The organism is Arthrobacter sp. 210 2 (assembly GCF_059093025.1).
Genome location: NZ_JBNHIE010000005.1, coordinates 176,591 through 197,277 on the forward strand (window position 1 = coordinate 176,591; position 20,687 = coordinate 197,277).

Below are 20,687 nucleotides of genomic sequence, written 5' to 3' on the forward strand. Positions count from 1 at the left end.
CGATCCGCTGAGTGCAGCCACCCCGCTTCCGCTAAGGATTGCACGGCGGGAGACCGGGGGTGGCAGTTCAGTCATGCGGTTGCCTTTTCTTGAACGTTCGACGGCGGGACGTTGGGTTGGGCCGGTTCGCCCGCCAGGGCGTGGCCGTCGGCACCGGCCCAGGGCCGGTAGAGGTGGCAGCGCACCCAGTGGCGGTTTGCAGGGTCACCAACCTGATGGCGCACGGGTTCCTCGGCCGAACAGGCCTGGTTCGTGTCGCCGTCGTAAGCGCACGTCGTTGAAGCCATGACCGCTTGCCGCAGTTCGGCGCGGCGGACGGGATCGTATGAGCCTGCCCGCGCGGGGTCCGGGACAGCCGACACCAGGAGTTGCGTGTAGGGGTGCGCGGGGTTTGCCAGCAGGTCCAGGGACTCGCCCTCCTCAACAACTTCACCGGCGAACATCACGGCCGTCCGGTCCGCCAGGTAGCGGGCGGACGCGAGGTCGTGGGTGATGTAGAGCATCGAGATGCCCTGCTCGTCGCGGAGCTTGCGCATCAGGTTCAGCACGCCGATGCGGACGGACACATCCAGCATCGAGGTGGGCTCGTCGGCCAGGATGACTTGTGGTTCAACGGCGAGGGCCCGGGCAATCGCAACGCGCTGGCGCTGGCCGCCGGAGAGCTCGTGCGGATACGAGTTCAGCATGTCAGCCTGCAGGCCAACAGTGGTCATGAGGTCTTCGAGACGCCGCCGGGTCTCCTCCTCGGTACCGCCACTTTTCCCGTGGATCGCCAGCGAACGCCGCAGGAAATGCTCGATCCTGTGGGCAGGGTTCAACGAACCGAAGGGGTCCTGGAAGACCATCTGCAGCTGGGACCGAAATGCACGCGACGCCTGGAAACGATCGCGTTTGAGGATGTCGACGCCGTCGATCAGGATCGCGCCGGAGTTCGGCTTCTCGAGCCGGGCCACACAGCGGGCCAGCGTGCTCTTGCCGGAACCGGACTCGCCGACAAGCGCCACGATTTCGCCGCGGCCGATGGTCAGGTCCACGCCGTGCAGGGCGCGGACCGATGAGCGGGTGAACAGTCCTCCAATGGGGAACGACTTACCCAGGCCACGGATTTCAAGGGCGGGTGTGCTGGTGGTGGACCCAGCCGCCGGGAACGTCAGGGAGTGGCTCATCGTGCGGCTCCTTCCGGGTTTGCGGAATCAATGACTGAAGCGTCGGCACCAAACGGAGCCACGAAATGGCCGGGCGCAGCCTCGCCTAGGTCCGGGATGTTCCGGAACTTCACGCCGTCGGGCAGTCCCGTCAGCGGAACCCGCGGGCCGGTGAGCGGCGGGAACGCGCCCATCAGCGCCTGCGTGTAGGGGTGAAGGGGGTTGGCGTAAACGTCCTGGGCTTTCGCGGTCTCCACGATCCTGCCGCCGTACATCACGGCCATGCGGTGCGAGAGTTCCACCATGAGCGACATGTCGTGCGTGATAAAGAGGACAGAGAAGCCGAGCTCGCGCTGGAGGTCCTTGATCTGCGCCATGATCTCCTGCTGCACCACCACGTCCAGCGCGGTGGTGGGTTCGTCGAGGATCAACAGCGACGGCTTGAGTGCCACCGCCATCGCTATGACAGCGCGTTGACGCATGCCGCCCGAGAGTTGGTGCGGGTAGGACTTGAGGCGCGCCGGGTCTATTCTCACGAGTTCCAGCAGTTCAGCGGCGCGCCGCAGGGATTCCTTGCGGGAGTAACCGGCGTGGGTAGTAAAGATGTCCACGATCTGTTCACCGATGGTCAGCACCGGGTTGACCGAATTCATGGCCGACTGGAAGACCATTGCCACGTCCTGCCAGCGGAAGCGCCGCAGTTCCTCCGGGCTCATGGCCAGGACGTCCTTGCCGCCGAAGGAAATGCTGCCGCCTGCGATCTTCGCAGGATCCTTCAGGAGCCGCATGATCGAATTGGCGATGGTTGACTTCCCGCAGCCGGATTCCCCTGCGAGACCGAACACCTCACCGGTGCCGATGCTGAAGGAAACGCGGTCGACGGCGGTGGTGGAGCGGGTGTCGCCGATGTACTTGACGGTGAGGTCCTTGACGTCCAGGACGGGTTCGTGGGAGCCGAAGGACACTTGGGAGATGGTCATTTGGAGGCGCTCCTTTCGGTGTCTTTCGGGGTTTTGATCTTCCGCAGCCGCGGGTTGGTGACCTCGTCCACGGCATAGTTGATGAGGGCAAGGGCGAAGGCCACCAGCGCGATGCAAACGCCCGAGGGCACGAACACCCACCAGCTGCCGGTCAGCAAGGCGCCTTCGTTGCCCGCCCAGAAGAGGTTGTTGCCCCACGAGACCGTGCTGGCATCGCCCAGGCCCAGGAACTCCAGGCCTGCTTGGGCACCAATGCCGTAGATGACGCAGGCCAGCAGCGTGCCCATCACGATCGAAGCCATGTTGGGCAGGATTTCGCGGAACATGATCCGGCCGGCCCGTTCACCGGACACCACGGCCGCGGCCACAAAGTCCTTCGAGCGGATGGACAGGGCCTGCGAGCGCAGGACGCGCGCTGAGCCTGCCCAGCCGGTGACCACCAGGACAAGAATCACTGTGCCCAGTCCCGGAGGGAGGAACGCGGCCAGGATGACCAGCAGCGGCAGGCCGGGAAGGAGCAGGAAGACGTTGGTTACCAGGGACAGCGCTTCGTCGATGAACTTGCCGAAGTACGCCGAGGCAAGTCCCACCAGGATGCCGACGAAGGTGGACGCGAAGCCCACGGTGAGCCCCACGAACAGCGAACTCCGGGAGCCGTGGACCGTCAGCGCGAGCACGTCCTGACCCTTGGCTGTAGTTCCCAGCCAGTGCTCGGCCGATGGTTCCATGGATGCCATGGCGGTGATCCGCGACGGGTCGCCGGGGAAGAGTACCGGTGCCAGCAGGGCCAGTGCGATGAAGACGAGCATTACTGCCATGCCTGTGAGGGCTTTTTTGTTGGTGAGGATGCCGTGGACGAAGCTGCGGTTGGGCTTGCGGGCCGCCGGGGTTTTGGTGGCCGTTGTGCCGGGTTGCTTCAGGATTGCGGTTGTCATGATCGCTCCCTCTAATTACTGCGCACGCGCGGGTCGAGGCGGACGTAGAGGATGTCCACCAGGAAGTTGGCCAGCAGCACGGCGGCGGTGATGGTCAGGAACAGGCCCTGCATGAGCGGGTAGTCGAGGCCCTGGACGGCGTTGAGGAGCTGGTAGCCGACGCCGGGGTAGGCGAACACCACCTCGGTGAGCAGCGCGCCGCCCACCACGAATCCCAGCCCCATGCCGAAGCTTGTGACGGACGGGAGCATGGCGTTGCGGGCTGCGTAGCGGAGCATGATGCGGCCCGGGCGGAGTCCCTTGGCCTCGGCCATGGTGATGTAGTCCTCGGAGTTGGTGGCGATCATGGTGTTCCGCATGCCCAGCATCCAGCCCCCGATGGAGACCAGCACGATGGTCAATGCCGGAAGCACCAGGTGGGCGCCGACATCGCCAATGAACTCCCAGGTGAACCCTGGCTGCAAACCGGCAGTGAAGGCGTGCCGGATGGGGAACCAGTTCAGGACCACCCCGAACAGGTACAGTGCACCCATCGCGAGCCAGAAGTAGGGGAACGAGCCGATGAACACGAGCAGCGGCGGAAGCGCGGAGTCGACCGCGCCGCCGCGGCGCCAGGCTGCAAGGACACCCAGCAGGTTACCCACGACGGCGGCAATCACCAGGGCGGTTCCGCCGAGCAGGAGGGTCCACCCGATCTGGGACGAGATGACCTCGGTGACCGGGGTGGGGAACCGGGAGATGGAAACGCCCATTTGCCCTGTGAAGATGTTGGTCATGTAGCCGATGTACTGCTCCCAAAGGGGCCGGTCATCGACACCCAGCAGCTTTCGCAGGGCCTCAATCTGTTCGGGCTGCATTCTGTCCTGGGAGCGGGCGAACATACGGGAGACGGGGTCTCCCGGCATGAAGCGGGGGAGCAGGAAATTCAGGGTGATGGATGCCCAGAAGGCAATCAGGTAGAAACCCAGGCGGCGCAGGATGAAGCGCACGGTTTCCCTCCATTCGGGAATTACGGAAAGTTTGGGGGCTGGCCGCCGGATGATCCGGCGGCCAGCTGTTGTGTGCGGCATGGGCCCACGCCGCCCGGGTTCCCTGGCCGAAGCGAAGCGAGGCTAGGGAGGCGGTGGGGTGTTATTTGCGCGGTTCCAGCGTGGTCAGCACCAGCACCGTAGAAGGTGAGCGGACTGAAAGGGTTGCGTAAGGGTTGTCCTCGGTGGGCCAGCCGGTGAAGCGGGTGTCATTGAACGCGCCCCACTCCGGACCGGAGAACAGCGGCACCAGCGGTGCGGCGTCGTCGTATTCTTCCTGCAGCTTGTTGGCGATGTCCTTCTGTTTGGACTCGTCGGCCTCGGCAGCGAACTCCGCCAGCAGGGCGTCGGCGGTGGTGTCGCCGAAGCGGTGGTAGTTGTCGAACGTCTTGGTGCCCACGGGCTTGACCGTCGCAGTGCCCATGGCGGCGTTGAAGTACTTGTACGGGCTGGGATCGTTGGCGCTCCAGACGATGCCGGAGTCGAAGTCGCCCGTCTCGTAGCCGGCAACCACGGCAGCCCAGTCCGGTGACTCCACCTTTGCCGTGACGCCGACTTCTGCCAGGTTCTGCGCGATCACATTGGCCACGGACAGCCAGTCGGAAGAAGACGCTCCCACAGAGATCTTGAATTCGAACGGCTTGCCGTCCTTGAGCGTCCGCTTGCCGTCGGCACCCTTCGGGTAGCCCGCCTTGTCCAGCAGCTCATTGGCCTTCTGGACGTCCAGCTTGGTCCAGGTGCAGTTCTCCTTGACCTCGTTGTTCTTCCAGGTCTCGTAGTTACCGGACAATCCGGTGCAGTCTGCAGGCTCGGCGTAACCGCCCATGCCGATCGTGGTGACCTGCTCGCGGTCCACGGCCATGCTCAGGGCCTTACGGACATCAACATCGTTGAAGGGGGCCTTGGTGGTGTTGAGCTGCCAGTTGATCATGGCGCCGGTGGCCGGGAACCAGTAGTGGCGGTGTTCCTTGTCCTTGGAAACGAACGTCTTTTCGATGTTCGGGATGTACTGCGGGGCCCAGTCCACGTCGCCGTTCGCGGCGGCGAGGTTGGCGCCGTCGTTCCCTGCAAAAGCGAGCATCTTGATACCGGCAATCTTTTGCTTTTCGGGCTGCCAGTAGTTGGGGTTCTTCTTGAGCACAAACGACTGGGCCTGGAAACTGTCAACCTCGGTGTAAGGGCCTGTGCCGACGGGCTTGGCATTGGCGTCCTTCTCCGGGTCGGCAAGGGCGGACCATACGTGCTTGGGCAGGATGGTGAGGTGCCCGACATCGTAGAGGGCCGGCGACCAGGGCTTGTTGAAGGTGAACGTGACCTTATTGCCTTCGGCGCTCACGGTGTCCAGGTACTCGAAGCCGCCCTTGATCTTTTTCTGGAGCTCGAAGGTGTAAGCGACGTCCTCGGCCACGAAGGGCTGGCCGTCGGACCACTTAACGCCGTCGCGCAGGGTGAAGGTGATCGACTTGCCGTCGTCGGCGGCCTCCCAATTAGTGGCCAGCCACGGCACAGTGTCACCCTTGGCCGGGTTGAAGATCAGCAGCGATTCGTAGATGGACTGCTGGACCATTGGGTTGACGGTGGGGGCGAACGGGTTGAAGTTCTGCACGAACGTGCCCATGTCCTCACGCGGAATGGTGAGGAAGGCGCTGGCGTTCGCCGCGGCATCGGTGCCGGCAGCCTTGTTGCCGCTGGCTGCACAGCCGGTCAGCAGCAGTGCGCCTGCCGCCAGGCCGGCCGCCGTGATGCGGGCAGCCCTCAGGAATCGGGGTTGTGTCATGATGGTTGTCTCTTTCCTATCTTCATCTGCAAGGTGAAGGGGTGGGGGAGGGGTTGCTCTTCGAAAGTGATTTCGCGGTCAGACCGAAGAGCGTTCTAGCAGCGGACAGCCGACTAATTGCTGGTCGGCAATTACCGGCTGTCCTGCTGTAAGGGCTGCGAGCGTCTGGACTCCCAGGGCGCCCATTTTTTCGAACGGCAACGCAACCGTGGTCAGCTTGGGCCTGAGGTAGGCCGCAATCAGTTCCTGGTTGTCGAAGCCGATCACGGCGATGTCTCCGGGGATGGTCAGGCCCCGTTCCTTGATGGCGTCGTAAGCGCCCATCGCCATGCGGTCGTTGAGGCAGAACAGCGCGCTTGGCCTGTCCTCCCGTGGGTAGCGGTCCAGGATTTGGCACGCGGCCTCGTACCCGCCGTCCGCCGTTGCGTATCCGGGGACCACGAGCTCGGGATCCAGCTCGAGTCCGGCGGCGGCCAGTGCTTCGCGTGCACCTTCCAATCGCCCCACTGCAGCTGGAATGACCGGGTCAAGGTTGATGACTCCGATCCGGGTGTGGCCCGCCCGGAGCAAACGTTCGACGGCGACCCGGCCACCGCCACGCTCGTCAGGGACGATCGAGGGCAGCTTTCCATCCGCGTCGAAGCAGTTGATCAAGACGGTGGGTACTTCATTGGCGCTCTCCGGAACGTGGACGCCGCGGTGAAAAGTTGCTGCGTACAGAAGTCCTTCCACCCGCTGCTCCAGCAGCTTTTCGGTTGCGGCATCTTCCAGGCCCTGGTTGGGTCCCACGGCATCGGCCTGGTCGGAGGGCGCGATGAGCAGGAACTTGCGGTCGAGCCAGGCTTGGTCTTGTGCACCCTTGATGATGTCGACGGCGAATGGGGCCGTCACGATCTCGGTGACAATCCCGTACCAATCACTTCGCTGCGATGCCAGTGCCCGTGCTCCGGCATTCGGGCGGTAGCCCAGCGCCTGAACAGCTTCGATGATCCGGGAGCGGGTTTCCTCGGAGATGCTGGCATTTTCGCGGTTGCTCAATACGAACGAGACGGCAGTCCGGGAAACGCCGGCGTGCTTGGCCACATCATTCATGGTGACACCCCGCTGCCGCGCGGTCGCAGCATGATTTGAGGTGGTGGTCTTCGCCATTGAATGCTCCGGAGATCGTGGTGATGTTGCTTGCGAGTAACGCGCGTTACTAGTGCGTGTGATAGAGGTTACGCGCGTTACTCTCGCACTGTCAAGGGGTATTTTTCTTGGCTGTGGGGTCAGTGCCGCGCCCCCCCCATGGCGCCGCGGGGAGGGCGGGTGCTACGGGTGGGGCTGATGCTGGAGGCTGGCGCGAAGTTCATCTTCAGTTGGAAGCCGGGCGCCGGCCCGGGATACGGTGATCGCGGCCGCAGCGGCCGCCATGCATCCCAGCTGGTCAAGGACTGCAGGCGCCAGGCCCCCGGCACCGCGGGTGAGGAGTCCCAGGATCAGGGCCGCCATGTATGAGTCACCGGCGCCGATGGTGTCAACAACGGACGTCTTCACTGCAGGGACGGTAAGGGACGCGGCGGGTGTGGCGAGCAATGAACCTGATGGACCCGTGGTGATGACGACCAGGTCCGCCCCCAGGCCCAGGATGTGCGTCGCGGTTTCCTCGAGGCCCTTTTCCGGGTACAGCCATCCGGCGTCCTCATCGCTGAGTTTGACGACGCCGGTGAGGTGCACCAGTTCCTCGAACGTGCGCCGTGCTTCGGCATGGGTTCCGAGCAGGGCTGGCCTGATGTTGGGGTCGTAGGTGATGATGCACTGGCTGCGGAGCTCCTGGAGGATGGCCTTGACTCCACCTGCGCCCGGTGGCAGGAAACTTGCGATCGAACCGGTGTGGAGGACCTTGGGTGGGGTGAGAGCAAGGTCCGGCGCTTTCACATCCCAGGTGATGTCGAAGGCGTAGCCCGCCGAGCCGTCGCCGGCGATGGTGGCGGTCGCCGTCGACGTTCTCGCCTGGGAGCGGGAGCCGGGCAAGAGCGCCACCCCGGCGCCGGTGAGGTGCTCCTCGAGAGCATCACCGCGGCGGTCAGCGCCCATGGAGGTGAGCAGCCCGGTACTGACTCCCAGCCGGGCCAGGCCGTAGGCGACATTCGCCGGCGACCCGCCGGGGTGTTCGTTGGTGCCCTCTGGCGTGGTGACGACGTCGATGAGGGCTTCCCCGATAACGACGACGTCCAGCACCTGCCGCGGAGGGTGCGACTTGCCGTTGTTGTGCATGTCTGTTTTTCCTTGCTGTGGGTGCCGCCCTACGCGAGCTGCGTGACCTGAAGGCTGTTGATGGTGGCCCCGCCGCCGACGGCGTAAACGGCGAGGTCGGTGCTGGTCTCGGCCGGGAAGATCAGTTCGGTCATGGTGACCTGGCCGCCTTGGGCAAAGACTTCAACGGAGCAGTGGTCAACGTAGATAGTGAGCTCGTAGGACCCGTGCTTCGGTAGGACAGGAGCGGTGTCGATGGAGAGGAAGGATGCGTGGAAGTCTGTCTTTCCGGATTCCCGCCGGTCCACGAACAATTGGGCTTGGCCGGGCCGAATGCCCACACGGGTTCCCTTCGTGCCGTCCCCGCGCAGGATGAGCCCGAATTCCTCTGCACTTCCCGGCGTGAAGCTGGCGTCAATGCGCTGGACGGTGCCGGCCGCGCCGGCCAGAACCTGCACGCCGTCGTGGATGGTGGTTTCGGAAAGGCGGAAAGACTCCGGCTGGGCCAGGGCAGCCAGGTCACCCGCGGGCTGCTGGACCAGGCACAGTTTTCCGTCACTGGTCTGGAGTGAGATTTCGCGGGCGAGGCTCATCGGGCTGCGCCAGGGTGTGGTGGGGATGTGGTTGGCGTAGTCCCAGTTGTTCATCCAGGCGATCATGAGGCGGCGGTTGTCCGGGGCGTCGCTGAAGGAGACGGCAGCATAGTAGTCCCGGCCCCAGTCCAGCCACCGGTATTCGCCAAGCCGGTCAGCATCCTGGAGGCCTTCGGTGATGGTGCTGGCGGAGGTGAAGGTGGTTCCGTCGAAGTCTCCGATGAAGTATTGGCCGGCTGAGCCGTTGTTGGGCCCGCCGGGGTTGAGGTTGACGGTAAGGACCCACTTGAGGTTGGCCGGGTCACCGTCCACGGGGAGGGGGAAGAGGTCCGGGCATTCCCAGACGCCGCCGGTGGCGTTTGCGGGACCGAAAGTGCTCAGCAGTTCCCAGTTCTTCAGGTCGTCGGATTTGTAGAGGACCACCTGGAAGTCTTTGGCTTCGACGGCGACCATCACCCAGTAGCTGCCTGCGTCGCCGTCGTACCGGATGACTTTGGGATCACGGAACTCGGCGGACCCGCGGTTCAGGACGGGGTTGCCTGTGTGTTTTGTCCAGGTGTAGCCCCCGTCCAGGCTGTAGGCCAGGGACTGGGCCTGGACTCCCTCATGCACGGAGCCCGGTTTGTAGGCGCTGGTGTAGATCGCCACGAGAGGGGCAACGGACCCGTTGCCGAATCCGCTGGTGTTCTGACGGTCATAGACGATGCTGCCGGAAAAGATGTCTTCGTTCTCGTCGCAGGCGATGGCTACGGGGTGTTCGGTCCAGGCCAGCAGGTCGGTAGAGGTGGCGTGGCCCCAGGACATGTTGCCCCACACGTTTCCCAGCGGGTTGTTCTGGTAGTAGAGGTGATAGACGCCGTCGTGAAAAATCAGGCCGTTGGGGTCATTGAGCCAGGTGTCTTTGGCGGTGTAGTGCAGGGCCGGGCGGTAGGAGTCTGTGGTGGCCGTGCTGATCGGGGTGAGTGTATCCATGGGGTTCCTTTCGAAAGTGTGTGCTATTTGCTCGCGCCGGCCGTGAGGCCTTCGCGCAGGGTGCGTTGGCCGAAGATAAAGACGACCAGTGCGGGCAGCATGGACAGGATCACGCCGGCGAGGACCACCGATATGCTCCCGGTGCCGAGGTTGCCTTGGAGCGTGACCAGGCCGAGGGGAAGCGTGAAGTTCTGCTCGCTGATGGTGAGGATCAGTGGCCGGAAGAACTCGTTCCAGTGGAAGTTGAAGGCAAGGATCCCGACGATGGCCATGCCCGGGACCGCCAACGGAGCGTAAACGGAACGGAAGATCCGCCACGGCCCGGCACCATCAAGGGCGGCCGCTTCCGCGAAATCATTGGGCAGGCCCAGGAAGTATTGGCGCATCAGGAAGGTGCCGAAGGCGGTGGGAATGGCCGGCAGGATCAGGGCCAGCAGCGTATCGGACAGGCCCATCCCACGGATGAGCATGAACACCGGGACGATGGTGACCTGCACCGGGACCATCATGGTGGCCAGCACCAACGAAAAGATGGCCTTCTTGCCGCGGAAGTCCAGGCGGGCGAACGCGTAGCCCGCAAGGGTGGCCGAAGCCATCTGGCCAAGCGCGATCAGCCCGGTCACCAGGGCGCTGTTCAGGACCAGGAGGCCAACGTTGATCTGCCTGAACACCTCCTGGTAGGCGGTGAAGTCAGGATTGATGGGCAGGAAGGACGGGGGCAGGTTGAATGATTCCGACGGCGCCCGCAGCGACGTGGACAGGGTCCACAGGACCGGGCCGAGGGTCAGCGCGGCCGCCACGGCCAAAGCGGTGTACCGGCCCACGGCTCCGGCAGCGGGCAGGCCGCGCTTACGGGAGCGCCTGTGGGTGGCCGGCGTGCCGGTAGTGGAACCGGAATCCTTGTCGGTCCCGGTATGCAGGGTCTGGCTGGACATGAGGGACCTCACTGGTAGAAGACGAAGCGGCGGCTGAGGCGGAACTGCAGGGCGGTGACGGCAAGGATCAGCACGGTGAGGACCAGGCCGATGGCCGAGGCTTCGCCGAACTCCAGTTGCTGGAATGCGGATTCAAAGATCACCATGACAGCAGTCCGGGTGGAATCCCCGGGGCCACCGTTGGTCAGGACGTAGGGCTGGTCGAAGACCTGCAGGGCACTGATGATGGCCATGACGGAGGCGACGAGCACCGTGGGACTGATCAGCGGAAGGGTGACATTGCTGAACTGTTTCCAGCCTGTGGCGCCGTCCAGGTTCGCTGCCTCGTGCAGTTCCTTGGGAATGTTCGTCAGGGCGCCGAGGAAGAGCAGAAAGGAGAACCCGAAGTTCTGCCACACATAGACCAGAACCACCACGGCTGCCGATGCCACGGGACTGGTCAGCCATGGCACTGCGGGAACGCCGATCAGGGACAGGAGCCAGTTCACCACGCCGAACTGTTCGTTGAACATGTACCGCATGAAGATGGACACCGACGCGGCGGAGAGGACCAGGGGAAAGAAGAAGGTGGAACGGAGGAACACCCTCAGCCAGGACGGCATCCTGCCCTGCAGCATGGAAGCCAGGCCAAGGGCGATGCCCAGTTGGAGGATCACCGCGACGATGACGAACATGATGGTGTTCAGGAAGGACACGCGGACGGTGGGGTCCTCTGCCAGTGAGGCGAAGTTGGCGAAACCGACAAACTGTGGTGCCGAAATGATGTCCCAGCGGAAGAAGGCCAGGACCAGCGAGCCGATGATCGGCAGGAAGGTGAACAGGGCCATCCCCAGCAGCGTGGGGGCCAGGAAAATCATGGCCAGCCATCGCTCGACGAACGAGCGGCGCGCGGCCGGCGGTTTTGCGGTCTGGCGCGGGGCGGTGGAAGTGGTGGTCATGGGTTCCTCCTCAGAGCCAGTTCGAGATCACGCTGCAGGGTGCCCATCGCGGTCCGTACATCAGCGGAGCTGCCGCTGACAGCGGTGGAAACATTTTTCATCAGGGCAGTTTCGACGGCGGCCTGCTGGGGCGGCGCGGGGATGGGGCCGGAGGTGGGGAACCGGTCGAGGGTGTCGTAGAACACTTTCCAATGCCGGGGCCCGGTGGCCGCGTAAAAGGACTCGTTGACCATTGACCGGCGGGTCGGAGTGGTGTTCGGCTTGGGAATGGCCAACTGCATCGCTTCCCGGCTGGAGCAGAACTTCACCCATTCCCAGGCTGCGTCCTTGTCCTTCGCCGTGCGCATGATGGCGTAGCCGGCTGCGCCGAACTGGTGCCGCTGCGTCCGCCAGCGGGGGAAGAACTGCACATCGAACTGGTCGGCGGTCATTCCGGCGTCGTGCAGGCCCTGCGCCCAGTAGCCGCCGGCCGGCGTGGTGCCGATGCGGTTGTTGCCGAACAAGCCGACCAGGGTGTTGCCGCCGCCTGATTCAGGACGGACGCCAAGTCCTTCGGCAACCAGTTCGCGCAGGTAGTCGAAGGTCTCGATAACCCGCCCGTCTTCCGCGTTGGGGGCCAGCCATTGATAGCCGCCGCCACGCGTGGCGCGGGCGGGGTCGTTCGGGTAAAAACGGTCCCACATCCAATCCCCGCCGGAAGCCTTGGTTTCGGTGAGAAAGCTGGTGTCGTTGGCGTACAGCCAGGGCACAACCCCGCCGAAAAGCCGGTTGGTCCAGTAATACGGGGTGAAGTCGGCCGGGCGGGCCTTCCGAAGGGCGCGGAGGGTGGCGCTGAAGTCGTCCTGCGTCCAGTCGTCCTTGGGCCGGTCAAGCCCTGCCTGGGCGAAGGTGGTGGTATTCAGATACATGTTCGCCGCGTTCCAGTCCAGCGGAAGCTGGTACAGGCTGCCTTGGTACATGAAGGCTTCCAGCAGGCTCGGATGAACGTCATCGAAGTAGTCGCTCATGTCGGCGGCGTCCCGGCGGACATAGTCATCCAGCGGCTCGGCGAGCTTGTCGGCGAACAGTTGGGCGCCCTCGGTGGCCACGTAGACGACGTCCGGCGGTGTTCCGGCGGCCACCATGGTGAGGATTTTGGAAAAGAAGTCCTTCCAGTCGGCGCCCTGGATGGCCTGTACCTGGACCGGAATATCAGGGTGGGCGGCGGTGAAGGCGTGAATCAGACCCTGCCGGGCGGCCGCATCGGCTGCCGTTCCAAGGATGGCGATGCTCAGGGCCTTGCTGCCGCGGCCCGGAATGTCTGTGCCTGTCAGTCGAGGCCAGGCTCCCACGGTGGCTCCCGCTACAGCAAGTCCCGTAAGGCCGAGCATGGAACGTCGCGTGAGTTGTGATATTCCGCTGCCGGACTGCGGGGCATGCGAGGGGGCTGGTTGCCCCGGTGTCTTTTCAGACGTCATTGTCGGCTCCTCCTAACACGTGTTAAGCAGAGTAGATACGCCACCTAACACGTGTCAAGTAGATGGCTCGATTGTTCGTTCGGGCCTGCTGTGAGGTTTAGAAACCGCAGCGGCTGAAGGTCCCCTGGTCAGCGGGCCGGAACCGCTGCGGTTGAAGCCCGCGGGATGATCCGGCAGGGCATGTAGAGGGTTCCTGCTTCCGGGTTCCCCGCTGCCGGGGTTTGTCCTTCCACCGCATCCAGCAGTATGGACATGGCCGATGCTCCGATTTCGGCGTGCGGAAGTGCCACGGTGGTCAGGGCGGGAACAAGGTTGGCGGCAAGGTTCTGCTGGTCGTCGTAGCCCACCACGGAGAGATCCTGGGGTACGCGCAGTCCCGCGCTGGCTGCATACAGCAAAACACCGGTGGCAACCCTGTCGTTGGAACAAATGATTGCCGTCGGCCGGTCTCTTCCGCCCAGCACAGCGGAAGCGGCCCGGTATCCTTCATCGATGTCCCATCCGGTCGCATGGACGTGCTGCTGTTCACTGCCCAGCCCTGCCTCTTCCATGGCCTCGCGGTATCCCTGTTCGCGTTGCGGGGCGGCAGGTGAGCTGAGGGTTCCGGTCAACAGGGTGATGCGGCGGTGGCCCAGGTCGATCAGCAGCTGTGCCGCGGCGCGCCCGCCGTCGACCTCTGCCGGTATGACCGACTGGAGCCGGGAGCCGGCATCGGTGCAATTGGCCAAAATCGCGGGCAAGGTGAGCATTGCCGGCGGGGCGGTAATTTCGCGCAGGCTGCCGGTGGCGTACATGATCCCGTCTACCTGCCGGTGCACGAGTTGCTGTGCCGCGGCGCTCTCGCGGGACGTGTCGTGTTCTGAATCGACCACCAGGACCATGTACCCGCGGGCCAGGGCCGTGCGTGAGGCGCCGCTGATCAGCCGGCCGGCGAAGGGGCTGGTGACGATGTCATCCGTAATGATGCCGATCGTCGATGTCTGCTGGTTGCGCAGGCTGAGGGCAACGGAGTTGGGCGTGTAATCAAGCTCCGCCGCGGCGCGGAGGACGCGCTCCTGGCGTTCTGCGGTGACGTTGCCGTTTGCCCTGCCGTTGAGCACCAGTGATACTGCACTGCGGGACACGCCTGCCCGTCGTGCCACATCCAGTGCGGTAGCTTTTCGTTTCACCATGCCGATCTCCTCGCTTTGAGTTCAGCATACCTAACTCGTGTGAGGTCCGGGCGGCGAGGTGGCCATGGGACTCAGCCGGGGGTTCTCAGCCGGTGAAGGCAGTCATCCGGATCGAAACGAGTATTCCCGGAAGGTCGACGCCGAGCTTGGCGACGTAGCGTGTCGGAGGGTCGTGCGGGAACCACCTCGCATACTCCTCATTCAATCCCGCGAAGTCCGAGGGAGCACTGAGCAGCACGCCGACCTCAACGACGTCTCCCAGCCCTGCCCCCGCTGCTTCAAGGATGGCCTCGCAGTTTGCAAGAGCCTGGCGCGTCTGGTCCTGGATGCTGTTGCCCGCAAGCTGGCCGCTGACCGGATCGGTGCCAACCGTCCCGGAGACAAAAACGAATGGTCCCGCTTTGACGCCCTGGCTGAAAAACTGTGAACCAGGCGCCTTGTCCGCCCTGACGATCTCCCTCGGCATGACCGATCCTTTCCTGGAGCCCGGTGGATGCTGGCAGCAGAATGGCAGTCATCGCTGGATACCGCAACCCCTGGGCCGCCTCGATACCCGCCGGGTCATCCAGGTATGCGGGTTGCGGGCGGTGGCGCAGGATCTCGTGGCGGTGGGCGTTAACTACTGTCGCAAACTCGCTGGGTGAAGGCCGCCGGGGGTTTGACCTGCGGAAATACCGGGTGGTCCCGGCGCGGTTCCACCGCTACAGAGGGCCGTGAGTGTTTACTGAAGCGGGGGTGGGCAGTGCCATGTCCGGCTCCGCATCCATGGCACCATCCTTCACCGCCCCAAGGAAAGCAGAACCATGCCCGAGAAAACCAGGCCCTTTTCACTTGCCCTGGCGGTGATCGCCGTCATGGGAAGTGCCTTTGCCGGTGTCAGCAGCGCACAAGCCGCGTCTCAGGTCTACAACCCGTGCCAGCGCCTGTCCGCCGGTCAGGTCAAATACTCAAGCTTCGGCGCCAACCGGGTGACGTTTGCAACCGCAGACAGCCGCGACTCGAACAGGGTCACCATCACCGGATGCGTACGCTCCGGCAACCAATACATCCAGGAATGGCAGGACTGGGGCTATGCCGGACTGAAGGGCTTCGCCCCTCCCGGCCTGACCTGGGAAGACACCTACAAGTCTCCCTCCGGGTCCTACAGTGCGACCGAGGCCCTCGGCCGTTCCAACCCGGGAACCGCGCTCGCCTATCACACCGTCAATTCGAACTCCCGCTGGGGCGGCGAATACGGGCCCACCTACAACCAGTATTTTGAAGGCCGCGGCGGTCCTTCAGACGAGAACCTCTACACCTACATGAACCAGGGCTACTACGAGCAGGCCGCGGTCATCAACTACAACCGCCAGCCTGACATGCCGGTAACCCAGGGCGCCTCCTACGCGATCTTCCTGCACGCCGGCCGCACCACCTCCGCCGGCTGCATCTCCACCAGCCTTGAGGTCGTGAACCGTTTCCTTCGCAGCAACCGCCCCGGAGACCGCATCATTATGGGTGCCGTGGACGACGTCTTCACACCCCACTCCAGCGATCCGTTCGGCGCCGTCACGGAGAAATACGCTCAGTCGGGTGGACCGGCGGGCAGGCTCGGAAGTCCCACGTCCAGCGAAACAGGCGGACTGAAAGACGGGGGTGCCTTCCAGAATTTCCAGGGCGGTGCGATCATCTGGTCACCTGGAACCGGCGCACGGTTCTCCTGGGGAGCAACCCGCGACAAGTGGGCTTCCACCGGCTTCGAGAATGGTCCCCTCGGATACCCGATCACTGATGAAGTGGGCGGGCTCAAGGGCGGCGGCGTGTATCAGGTGTACCAGGGCGGCGTCATCATGTACTCGCCCGCATCCGGCGCGCGGCTGTCCTCGTTTGGCCCGATCCGCGACAAGTGGGCCGACACCGGGTTTGAGAACGGGGTCCTTGGCTACCCAGTCAGCGACGTCATCACCGGCCTGAGGAACGGCGGCTCCTACCAGGCGTACCAGCACGGCGGAATCTTTTCCTCGGCGGCAACGGGAACGCACGCGATCACCCATGGGATTAACGGCAAGTGGCGGGCACAGGGAGCCGAGAACGGCCCTCTGGGCTATCCGACTGCTGACGAAGTGCATGGAATCAAGGACGGCGGATCGTGGCAGGGTTTCGAGGGCGGGGCGATCATGTTCTCTCCCGCGTCAGGCGCCGCCATCAGCACAGGGGTCATCCGTGACAAGTGGGCTTCCACCGGCTTCGAGAACGGCCGTATGGGCTATCCGACCACTGACGTTGCCACTGGCCTGAAGGAAGGCGGCTCGTTCCAGAACTATCAGGGCGGATCCATCCTTCATACGCCTGCCCATGGTGCTCACCTTTCCATAGGAGCTATCCGCACCATCTGGGCTTCGCTTGGCTTCGAGCACGGCAGGATGGGCTACCTCACAACTGACGAATATCTGGTCCCGGGCGGGGTGGCCCAGGACTACCAGGGCGGCGTGATAACGGCTGGCCGGTGGGGCGTTTTCCCGGTTTCGGGAGCCACCGCTGACGAGTTCAAGGCCAACACGTGGCTTGGCACTGCAACCACCGGGGCCAACCCTGGTAAGAATGGCGGCACCTGGCAAGGCTTTGAAAAGGGCGTCATCATGTGGTCCCCGGCATCGGGCGCCCACATCTCCTTTGGACCCCTCCGGGACGTCTGGGCCCAGCACGGGTATGAAAACGGTGCATTGGGCTACCCGACGTCAAACGCACTCGACATGAACAGCGGCGTGTACCAGACCTACCAGGGCGGCATCATATTCTGGTCTCCCTCCACAGCAGGGCATGCCCTGCTTGCCGACTACACGAAGAAGTACAACGACGTCGACGGAGGGGGCATCCTCGGCTTCCCCACCTCGGGCAGGGTCAACGGTTTGAAGGAAGGCGGCTCGTACCAGAACTTCCAGTGGGGCGCGTTGATCTCCAACCCCGTCGTCGGCGTTCGTGTCTCCGTCGGAAAGACCCGCGAAGCGTGGGCCGCTACCGGGTTCGAACATGGAAAGCTCGGCTACCCGACCACCGACAACTATGTCACTGCCGATGGGAGCACCGTCCAGGACTACCAGGGCGGGCGGATCACGGTGACCAGGGACGGCACCACGAAGATTGAATATGGGGTGCCGGCACCAGCGGCCACGGTGGCCCCGGAAGCAGCTGGCCCCACTCCAACTTCCGGCACTCAAGCTCCCTCAACGGAAACCAGCCCTGCTCCAACGGCAATTCCTACTCCTGACCGGAGCAGCCCTGCTCCGACGGCAATCCCGACTCCTGACCCGAGCAGCCCGACTCCGACGGCGACCTCCACCAAGGATCCATAGGCAGGGCCCATAGAGGGTGTCGGGCTGTCAGCCGCTCGGTCCGCGCTGCCTGTGACGTAGCCGGCGGCGATGGTGGCCGGGGTGGAGCGCTGTCAGCCCTCTTTCGGTGCAACGAATCCCGGCTCTCCCGGGAAAGGGTAGGTGCTGTACGGGAAGTTCTCCCTGGTGATGTCAAGGATCCCTGGATTCTTCTCAAACCACCGACGGGCCTTGTCATCGGTGACCTCGTACATGGGCTTTGGCAGCCCCTTGGGTTTACGGAGCTTGCGGGCCCGCCATTCCTTGCGGAGTACTGCGGTGCTGGCCAACCAGCCGCCGGTACATATGAGGGTGAGGAATGCGAAGAACAGGGTCAGGACACGCCCATGCCCATGTCACCCAGATCGGGGAAGGACATGATGACCGTGAGGATCCCGAAGGGAATTCCGAATGGGGCCAGGATGGCAGGGACCGTCATGATCAGGGCGACCAAACTCTGGCCGATAACGCTGTTGGCCATGTTGGAGGATTCTGTGGCACTGTGACCTCCGAGGCCCCATTCTTCCTGCGTGTAGGCGTAGACCACGTACTCCTTGTTCCACCCGCCAGTCCCGTACCGGTACTTCGGCACATGCTCCTTGACGTACTCCTCCATGCGCCTCTGCCTCGCAGCCTTGCGCAACTGCCTCTCGGCTTTGCTTCTCATGGTTGAGGGATGCCCGTGGGGCCAATAACGGCGAAGCGAAGGAACAGTGGAGAAGCGCGATTACTGCGGTGAGGGTGGTGAAAGGGCTTGTTCAAGGTTGTCCAATGGGCCGGAGGGCGCGCGGAGGCGGCGCGCCCCCGGCACGATGCAATCCCAGGTACCGGTGAACCACCGGCCCCTGTTGCTCACATAGTCTTCACCCAGCGAAGAACGACCGGTAAGTGCCGGGGATCAATCCATGCGGCTCACGCGAACGCCGCCAACCGCTCCCGTCCACGGCGTATCGCCCGGGCTGGGCAGGGTCAGATGCGCGAAAACGTACCCCTGCTGAAGTTCAAGGACGTGCGACGTGCTCCCGGCACAGTCCAATGCGAGCACTAACGGCCGGAAAGGCGCGCCGGGGTGCTCCTGTCCGACGGATATTTCCGCTCCGGAGGCACCAACACAGGCTGCGGTGACGGTGTACCGCCCGGCCGCCGGTACCCTCGCAGTTTTGCCGAACCCCCTGACCGGTCCGTCCATTGGCCCAACCTCGGAAAGGAGGACTGGCTCCGGCAATTCCCCCAGGAGCCGGTCCAGCTGAGCGTAGTTCCTGGCCTCCAGTTCGAGAATCCGCCGATCGTTGTAAGGTTTCGGGGCCGTCGACGTTGGGCCGGCTGTTGGCATACGCCCCTGTTCGTAGGCGGGTACCGGTGTGTGCACAGGCTCCGAGTATTCATAGGCGCATCCCGCCGTTCCGCTGACCGGGATCAGCAGGCACAGGGCAAATGCGAGCCGGCGCAGCCTGTCCTTCATTTCCACCCTTCAATGGTGGGCAACCCTGCCGCCCAAAACAACCACAAGCATGACCAGTGAAGCCCGCAAGCAAATTGCTAATGATAATAATTTGCATCTAGGGTGTTGCGTCGGACTACTAACGCTTGGCGATCAGAAGGAAAGAACAAATGGGTTGGCAAAAGATGAGGGTGGCTGGCGCGTCCGCCGTCGCACTGTTGATGATCGCGGGGTGCGCCGCGGGCGGCAACGACGCCCCGGCACTTACGCAGCCGCTGAGGGTGGTGGGGCAGTTTGAGTTCCACAGCCTTGACCCCTCCACGGCCGGCGGCTTCTTCACCCGGCTGCAGGTGGCAGAAACCCTGGTGGACGCGGACGTCCAGGGCAACCTCCAGCCCGGACTGGCCGAAAGCTGGAACGCCTCCGCAGACGGACTGTCCTGGACGTTCGCGCTCCGTCCGGATGCCCTCTTCCATGACGGCACGGCTGTCACTGCCGAGGTGGCAGCGGCCGCGCTGACCACGGCACAGGGCAAGGCCGGCACCCCGCTGGCAACGGTTCCCCTCAAGGCGATCTCTGCAGAGGGCAATGCTGTCCGCGTGGAACTGGCGGAGCCGTTTGCACCCTTGCCGGCGGTGCTGGCCCACACGAGCACCCAAATCCTCGCCCCCAGTTCCTACGGTCCTGATCAGGCAGTCACCAAAGTGGTGGGCTCTGGGCCATACCAGGTGTCGCACATCGAGCCGCCGGCCAAGGTTGAACTTGCGGCCTTCGAGCAGTGGCATGGCGAGAAGCCGGACATCTCCGAGGTTACTTATCAGGCCGTCGGAAGGGCCGAAAGCCGGGCCTTGATGGCCGCAAGCGGCCAGGCGGACGTTACCTTCGGCATGGACCCCACCAGCCTCCAGAAGATCAGGCAGGCAGGCAAGCTGGACATTGCCGCCGTGACCCTGCCCAGGAGCATCCTGCTGAAGGCCAACTCCGGCCACGAAATCCTCGGCGACGTCCAGGTGCGCCGCGCCCTCAGCCTGGCCCTGGACCGCGAATCGATGGCAACGGCATTATTGCGTGATCCGGAGATGGCGGCCAACCAGCTCTTCCCGCCATCCCTGCCGGACTGGCACCAGGCATCGGCCACGCCCCTGGAGCACGATACCGCCGCCGCCCGGAAACTGCTGGCCGACGCCGGCTGGGCCCCCGGCAACGACGGCATCCTGGAACGCGACGGCAGGAAATTCACCGTCACCCTGCGGACCTTCCCCGACCGCCCGGAACTTCCCATCCTCGCCACGGCCATCCAGGCCAAGCTGAAGGAACTGGGAATCGCCGTGGACGTGAAGGTGGGCAACTCCAGCGAAATCCCCGCCGGGCATAAGGACGGATCCCTCGAGCTGGCCCTGTACTCCCGAAACTACGCACTGGTACCCGACGCACTGGTAACCCTGACCGACGATTTCGCCCCAGAAGGCGGAGACTACGGTTCCATGGGCTGGAACGACCCCGCCCTCACCTCGGCTTTGCACGACCTGGCCAGCGGCAACGACGCCGGGAAGGCAGCGGAGTCCCGCGGAAAAGTCACGGACATCCTGCAGGCCCAGTTGCCCGTCATCCCGGTGGCCTGGTACCGGCAGAGCGCGGTGGTCAGCCCCCGCGTCGACGGCGTAACGCTGGACCCGCTGGAACGTTCATGGCGCCTGAGCGACCTGGCCTGGAAAAAGTAGGAGGCGGA

At 64.1% G+C, this 20,687-nt stretch carries 16 protein-coding genes; 2 read left to right on the forward strand and 14 right to left on the reverse strand.

Going from position 1 to position 20,687, the window contains the following annotated elements; all coding sequences use genetic code 11:
* Positions 1-71: 71 nt before the first annotated feature.
* The 13 genes from AC5RWA_RS11990 to AC5RWA_RS12050 form a co-directional block, all read right to left on the reverse strand.
* Positions 72-1,166, reverse strand: a complete 1,095-nt coding sequence (locus tag AC5RWA_RS11990; protein ID WP_494057790.1) for an ATP-binding cassette domain-containing protein — start codon at positions 1,164-1,166, stop codon at positions 72-74.
* Positions 1,163-2,125: an ABC transporter ATP-binding protein gene (locus AC5RWA_RS11995; protein WP_494057791.1), complete on the reverse strand. Its 963-nt coding sequence runs from the start codon at positions 2,123-2,125 to the stop codon at positions 1,163-1,165. The genes AC5RWA_RS11990 and AC5RWA_RS11995 overlap by 4 nt, the downstream gene beginning before the upstream one ends.
* Positions 2,122-3,060 carry an ABC transporter permease gene (locus AC5RWA_RS12000; RefSeq protein ID WP_494057792.1) on the reverse strand — a complete coding sequence of 313 codons (939 nt, stop codon included), beginning with the start codon at positions 3,058-3,060 and terminating at the stop codon, positions 2,122-2,124. Before AC5RWA_RS12000 ends, AC5RWA_RS11995 begins: the two co-directional genes overlap by 4 nt.
* An 11-nt stretch (positions 3,061-3,071) precedes the next feature.
* Positions 3,072-4,049, reverse strand: coding sequence for an ABC transporter permease (locus AC5RWA_RS12005; protein ID WP_102976344.1), 978 nt, complete (start codon positions 4,047-4,049; stop codon positions 3,072-3,074).
* Between the two features lie 142 nt (positions 4,050-4,191).
* Positions 4,192-5,865, reverse strand: coding sequence for an ABC transporter substrate-binding protein (locus AC5RWA_RS12010; protein ID WP_494057793.1), 1,674 nt, complete (start codon positions 5,863-5,865; stop codon positions 4,192-4,194).
* Positions 5,866-5,943: 78 nt separating this feature from the next.
* A complete protein-coding gene (locus tag AC5RWA_RS12015) occupies positions 5,944-7,014 on the reverse strand; it encodes a LacI family DNA-binding transcriptional regulator (RefSeq protein WP_494057794.1) in 1,071 nt (356 codons plus the stop codon).
* A 162-nt stretch (positions 7,015-7,176) separates the two neighbouring features.
* On the reverse strand, positions 7,177-8,121 hold the full coding sequence (locus AC5RWA_RS12020; protein ID WP_494057795.1) for a carbohydrate kinase family protein: 945 nt from the start codon (positions 8,119-8,121) through the stop codon (positions 7,177-7,179).
* A 29-nt stretch (positions 8,122-8,150) separates the two neighbouring features.
* Entirely contained in the window at positions 8,151-9,665 is a 1,515-nt protein-coding gene (locus tag AC5RWA_RS12025) for a glycoside hydrolase family 32 protein (RefSeq protein ID WP_494057796.1), read from the reverse strand.
* 23 nt (positions 9,666-9,688) lie between these two features.
* Complete coding sequence (locus AC5RWA_RS12030) at positions 9,689-10,600, reverse strand: carbohydrate ABC transporter permease (RefSeq protein WP_115523337.1); 912 nt, start codon at positions 10,598-10,600, stop codon at positions 9,689-9,691.
* Between the two features lie 8 nt (positions 10,601-10,608).
* Positions 10,609-11,538 carry a carbohydrate ABC transporter permease gene (locus AC5RWA_RS12035; RefSeq protein WP_115523338.1) on the reverse strand — a complete coding sequence of 310 codons (930 nt, stop codon included), beginning with the start codon at positions 11,536-11,538 and terminating at the stop codon, positions 10,609-10,611.
* Complete coding sequence (locus AC5RWA_RS12040) at positions 11,535-12,995, reverse strand: extracellular solute-binding protein (RefSeq protein WP_494057797.1); 1,461 nt, start codon at positions 12,993-12,995, stop codon at positions 11,535-11,537. Before AC5RWA_RS12040 ends, AC5RWA_RS12035 begins: the two co-directional genes overlap by 4 nt.
* 128 nt (positions 12,996-13,123) lie before the next feature.
* On the reverse strand, positions 13,124-14,167 hold the full coding sequence (locus AC5RWA_RS12045) for a LacI family DNA-binding transcriptional regulator (RefSeq protein WP_258868378.1): 1,044 nt from the start codon (positions 14,165-14,167) through the stop codon (positions 13,124-13,126).
* Positions 14,168-14,252: 85 nt separating this feature from the next.
* Positions 14,253-14,633 carry a RidA family protein gene (locus AC5RWA_RS12050; RefSeq protein WP_115523340.1) on the reverse strand — a complete coding sequence of 127 codons (381 nt, stop codon included), beginning with the start codon at positions 14,631-14,633 and terminating at the stop codon, positions 14,253-14,255.
* 337 nt (positions 14,634-14,970) lie between these two features.
* On the opposite strand from AC5RWA_RS12050, the gene AC5RWA_RS12055 reads away from it, so the two are divergent.
* Positions 14,971-17,499, forward strand: a complete 2,529-nt coding sequence (locus tag AC5RWA_RS12055) for a hypothetical protein (RefSeq protein WP_494057798.1) — start codon at positions 14,971-14,973, stop codon at positions 17,497-17,499.
* A gap of 352 nt (positions 17,500-17,851) precedes the next feature.
* On the opposite strand, the gene AC5RWA_RS12060 is transcribed toward AC5RWA_RS12055, so the two are convergent.
* On the reverse strand, positions 17,852-18,184 hold the full coding sequence (locus AC5RWA_RS12060) for a hypothetical protein (protein WP_494057799.1): 333 nt from the start codon (positions 18,182-18,184) through the stop codon (positions 17,852-17,854).
* 944 nt (positions 18,185-19,128) lie between these two features.
* Between AC5RWA_RS12060 and AC5RWA_RS12065 the strand changes: the two genes are divergently transcribed.
* On the forward strand, positions 19,129-20,679 hold the full coding sequence (locus AC5RWA_RS12065; protein WP_494057800.1) for an ABC transporter substrate-binding protein: 1,551 nt from the start codon (positions 19,129-19,131) through the stop codon (positions 20,677-20,679).
* Positions 20,680-20,687 lie beyond the last annotated feature (8 nt).